The organism is Mesorhizobium sp. M1A.F.Ca.IN.020.06.1.1 (assembly GCF_004023265.1).
Lineage (GTDB): Bacteria > Pseudomonadota > Alphaproteobacteria > Rhizobiales > Rhizobiaceae > Mesorhizobium.
In genome coordinates, this window is record NZ_RZSR01000501.1 from 1 (window position 1) to 4,332 (window position 4,332).

General features: G+C 63.4%; 4 protein-coding genes. 2 read left to right on the forward strand and 2 right to left on the reverse strand.

Annotated elements, in window-relative coordinates:
- Both EOA60_RS20770 and EOA60_RS20775 read right to left on the reverse strand, forming a co-directional pair.
- Positions 1 to 1,070, reverse strand: a 1,070-nt coding sequence (locus EOA60_RS20770) for a malic enzyme-like NAD(P)-binding protein (RefSeq protein WP_281060760.1), incomplete at its 3' end; no start/stop codon positions are given.
- Positions 1,071 to 1,231: 161 nt separating this feature from the next.
- The gene (locus tag EOA60_RS20775; protein WP_095825300.1) at positions 1,232 to 2,011 is read right to left on the reverse strand and encodes an SDR family oxidoreductase; all 780 of its coding nucleotides are present in this window, start codon (positions 2,009 to 2,011) and stop codon (positions 1,232 to 1,234) included.
- Positions 2,012 to 2,128: 117 nt separating this feature from the next.
- On the opposite strand from EOA60_RS20775, the gene EOA60_RS20780 reads away from it, so the two are divergent.
- Together EOA60_RS20780 and EOA60_RS20785 are read left to right on the forward strand one after the other, a co-directional pair.
- Positions 2,129 to 2,956, forward strand: coding sequence for a UDP-2,3-diacylglucosamine diphosphatase (locus EOA60_RS20780; protein ID WP_095825301.1), 828 nt, complete (start codon positions 2,129 to 2,131; stop codon positions 2,954 to 2,956).
- A gap of 142 nt (positions 2,957 to 3,098) precedes the next feature.
- Positions 3,099 to 4,313: an MFS transporter gene (locus tag EOA60_RS20785; RefSeq protein WP_095825302.1), complete on the forward strand. Its 1,215-nt coding sequence runs from the start codon at positions 3,099 to 3,101 to the stop codon at positions 4,311 to 4,313.
- Positions 4,314 to 4,332 lie beyond the last annotated feature (19 nt).

Consider the following 4,332-nt stretch of genomic DNA (forward strand, 5'->3'; position numbering starts at 1 on the left):
GCTCTGACCGCGGCCATCTTCATCTCCTCGTTGATGGCGCTCGCCCCGCAATCCAGCGCGCCGCGGAAAATGTAAGGAAAGCAGAGCACGTTATTGACTTGATTGGGAAAATCGGAGCGCCCGGTGCAGATCATGGCGTCGGGCCGTGCCGCGCGCGCAACCTCCGGCATGATCTCCGGCGTCGGGTTGGCGAGCGCCAGGATCAGCGGCTTCGGCGCCATGTGCTGCAGGAGTTCTGGCTTCAGCACGCCTGCGGCGGACAGGCCGAGAAAGACGTCGGCGCCGGGGATGACATCGGTCAGCGTGCGCGCCTGGGTGTCCTTCACATAAGGGTCTTTCCAGCGGTCCATCTCCTCGACCCGGCCTTTGTAGGCGACGCCGAAACGATCGGTGACCCAGATGTTTTCGACCTTGGCCCCGAGCGAGACCAAAAGGTTGAGGCAGGCGAGCGCCGCAGCGCCCGCGCCGGACGTGACGATCTTGATGTCGGAGATCGATTTGCCGGCGAATTCCAGCCCGTTGAGCACCGCGGCGGCGACGATGATTGCCGTGCCATGCTGGTCGTCATGGAAAACCGGAATGCCCATGCGGTCCTTCAGCCGCTCCTCGACCTCGAAGCATTCAGGCGCCTTGATGTCCTCGAGATTGATGCCGCCGAAGGTCGGCTCGAGCGCGGCCACCGTCTCGACCATGCGCTCGATCTCGGGAGCATCGATCTCGATGTCGAACACGTCGATGCCGGCGAATTTCTTGAACAGCACCGCCTTTCCTTCCATCACCGGCTTGGAGGCGAGCGGGCCGATATTGCCCAGCCCAAGCACCGCCGAGCCGTTGGAGACAACGCCGACGAGGTTGGCGCGCGCCGTGTAGTCGGCGGCGGCCGCGGGATCGTCCCGGATCTCGAGACAAGGAGCGGCAACGCCCGGCGAATAGGCAAGCGCGAGGTCGCGCTGGTTGCCCAGCGGCTTGGTCGCCTGGATCTCGAGCTTTCCCGGGGTGGGGTGCTTGTGGAAGAAGAGCGCGGCCTCATCAAGGTCCGATCGGGCCGTTTTCTTGCTCTCGCCGTCCATTCGCGGCCCTCCTGCGCTTCTTGCTTTCGAGCCTTTTAGCATGCAGCGGCGATTCTTCGCGACGCCAAATGTCGGCCCTGGCATTCACGATGCCGAGGCGAAGATAATCAATCCATTTCAGCCTGTTGGCTCGGAAACTTGCGGCGGATCGACGAAGCTCGTCAGAACGCACTGACGTAGAGGCCGCCGTCGACCGGGATGTTCTGTCCAGTGAGATAGCCGGCATGAACCGAGCACAGGAAGGCGCAGATCTGGCCGAACTCTTCCGGCGTGCCGAGGCGCTTTGCCGGTACGTCGGCGCTGATGCGGGCCTTGCGCGCGGCGGCCGCTGCGGGGTCTTCCGGCGTGCCGGCTTCGTGCGGGCCTCGCAACCGGTCGGTGTCGAGCTTGCCGGGCAATAGGCTGTTGATGGTGACGTTTCGGTCGATCACCGTGCGGGCCACGCCGGCAAGGAACGAGGTCAGGCCGGCGCGGGCGCCCGACGACAGGTCGAGGCCCGGTAGCGGCACATAGACCGACAGCGATGTGATGTTGACGATGCGGCCGAAGCCGCGCTTGGCCATACCGTCGATGACCGCCTGGATCAGCTCGATCGGCGTCACCATGTTCTGCGTCACGCCTTCGAGGATTTTCGCGCGGTCGAGCTCGCGGAAATCGCGAAGCGGCGGGCCGCCATTGTTGTTGACCAGGATGTCGGGGGCGGGGCAGGCGGCAAGCAATGCCTTCTGCACTTCCGGCTTCGAGACGTCGCCCGCGATCTCGATCACCTCGACGCCGAATTTTTCGCGGATTTCCTGCGCCGTCTTCGCCAACAGCTCGGCGTTGCGGCCGTTGACGACAAGGTCGACGCCGGCTTCGGCCAGCGCAATCGCGCAGCCGCGCCCCAGTCCCTTGCTCGAGGCGCAGACGATGGCCTTCTTGCCGCGAATGCCGAGATCCATGCTGACTTCTCCTTTTTCGAGGGCGGCAAGCTAGCGCCTAGGCTGGACCAACCGCAACCGTCATACGGTTGTTGCATGAATCGAGGCATAGCACGCCAAAGAAAGGTGGAAATCGCGATGTCCGGTCCAGAGCCCCGCACTTTTCGCACCATGTTCATTTCCGACGTGCATCTCGGCTCGAAAGCGGCCAAGGCCGATTTCCTGATCGATTTCCTGCGCCACCATGACGCCGATACCATCTACCTGGTCGGCGACATCGTTGACGGCTGGCGCCTGCGGCGCAGCTGGCATTGGCCGCAGAGCCATAACGACGTGGTGCAGAAGTTGCTGCGCAAGGCGCGCAAGGGCGCCTCGATCACCTACATCGCCGGCAACCACGACGAATTCGCCCGCCAGTTCCAGGGGGTGCATTTCGGCGGCATCGTCGTTGCCGACCGCGCCATTCATGAGACCGCCGACGGCAGGCGGCTTCTCGTCATCCATGGCGACCAGTTCGACACTGTGGTGCACAATCGGCGCTGGCTCGCTTACCTCGGCGACTACGCCTATGACACGGCAATGCTGGTCAATCGCCTCGTGACGAGACTGCGCCACCTGCTCGGCCTGCCTTACTGGTCGTTCTCTTCCTGGGCGAAGGTCAAGGTGAAGAAGGCGGTGAACTTCATCGGATCGTTCCAGACGGTGCTCTCCGAGGAAGCGCGGCGCTCGCATGTCGACGGCGTGATCTGCGGCCACATCCATCACGCCGCGATCGAAAGCTATGGCGACGTGCAATACATCAACACCGGGGACTGGGTGGAAAGCTGCACCGCGGTGGTCGAGCATTTCGACGGCCGCATGGAGATCCTGACCTGGGCGCATGTGCTGCCCGAAGTTGCGGCCGGCAAGGACGCGCCGGTGCTCGATCTCATCGATCTCAAGGGCAGGGCGGTCAACGCTGCCTGAGCGCCTTTCCGGCTCCGAGGTTCCTTGTCTTTCAACAGCTTTAGCCAGATCGACTGGTCCAGGCGGTTCCGCCGCGCCTTGCCGCGTGATAGGGATCGAAACGCGTTGCGGGTCGTGGAATGCAGCGTAATTGGATCGATTCATGCCGCTGCCGCCGCTTTCGCCTGAGCAACTCGTCAAGCCAGCCCATTTCGAACTGCGCATGAGCCTGATCTTCGCGACATTGTTCGTGTCGCAGGGGACGCATCTGCCCTATTTTCCGCTCTGGCTGGAGGCGAAAGGCTTCCACGCCGAACAGATCGCAGTCATCCTGGCCGCGCCGATGTTCCTGCGCGTCGTGACGACGCCGATGCTCACCGCGTTTGCCGACCGGGCGAAGGACCGCGCCAATGTCTATATCGCGCTGGTCGCGGCGACGATGATCATTTCGGCCGGCTATTTCCTGCCGGCCACCTATGCGGGCGTGCTGGCCATCTCGCTGTTGCTTTCGATCCCTTGGACGCCGCATTCGCCGATGGCCGATTCGCTGGCTCTGTCGGGCGTCCGCCGCTTCGGCTCCAACTACACGGCCATGCGCAAATGGGGTTCGATCTCCTATTTCTGCGCCAATATAGTCGGCGGCTTCATCCTGGCGGCCACCGGCCCGCAAACTGTTCCGGCGATCATCTTTGTGGCCCTTGCCGCAGCGCTTGTCGCGGGTTTGTGGGCGCCGCGGATGGGCAAGCCTCGCAAGGCGTCGCCATTATCGGCGACCGACATTCAGCATTCGGCGCCAAGCCTCTTCAACGCCTATTTCCTCTATTTCACGCTGGGTGTCGGCATCATCACCGCCAGCCACGCCTTTCTTTACGGCTTCGTGTCGATCTACTGGAAGTCGATCGGCATCAGCGATTCCGTCGTGGGCCTGCTGTGGGCCTGGGGCGTGGTTGCCGAGGTCTGCATGTTCTTGTTCTTCAACCGCATTTTCGCCTCCGTTTCCGTCGTCAGGGTGATGGTGATCGCCGGCATCGGCTCGATCCTGCGATGGGTCGCCTTTCCGCTGGTCTGGCCGCTGGGCCTCGGCGTCGTCGGCTTCTTCGGCGTCCAGACGCTGCATGCGGTTTCGGTGGCGATGGTGCTGATCGGCCTGCAGAAGATGATCGGCGAAACGGTTTCCGAAGAGCGCACGGGCGCCGCGCAAGGCATCGCCTATTTCTTCAACGGCTTCTTCATGGCCGCGGTCACGCTGGTCTCCGGCCCGCTCTACGATCATCTTGGCGTCGACGGGTTCCTGGCGATGATCCCGATCGCGATCATCGGCCTCGCGCTGATCGGGCTTGCCGCGCGGTCAGCCCCACAGCGCCGGCTGAGGCGGTGAGACCAGCGAGCCCTGGTAG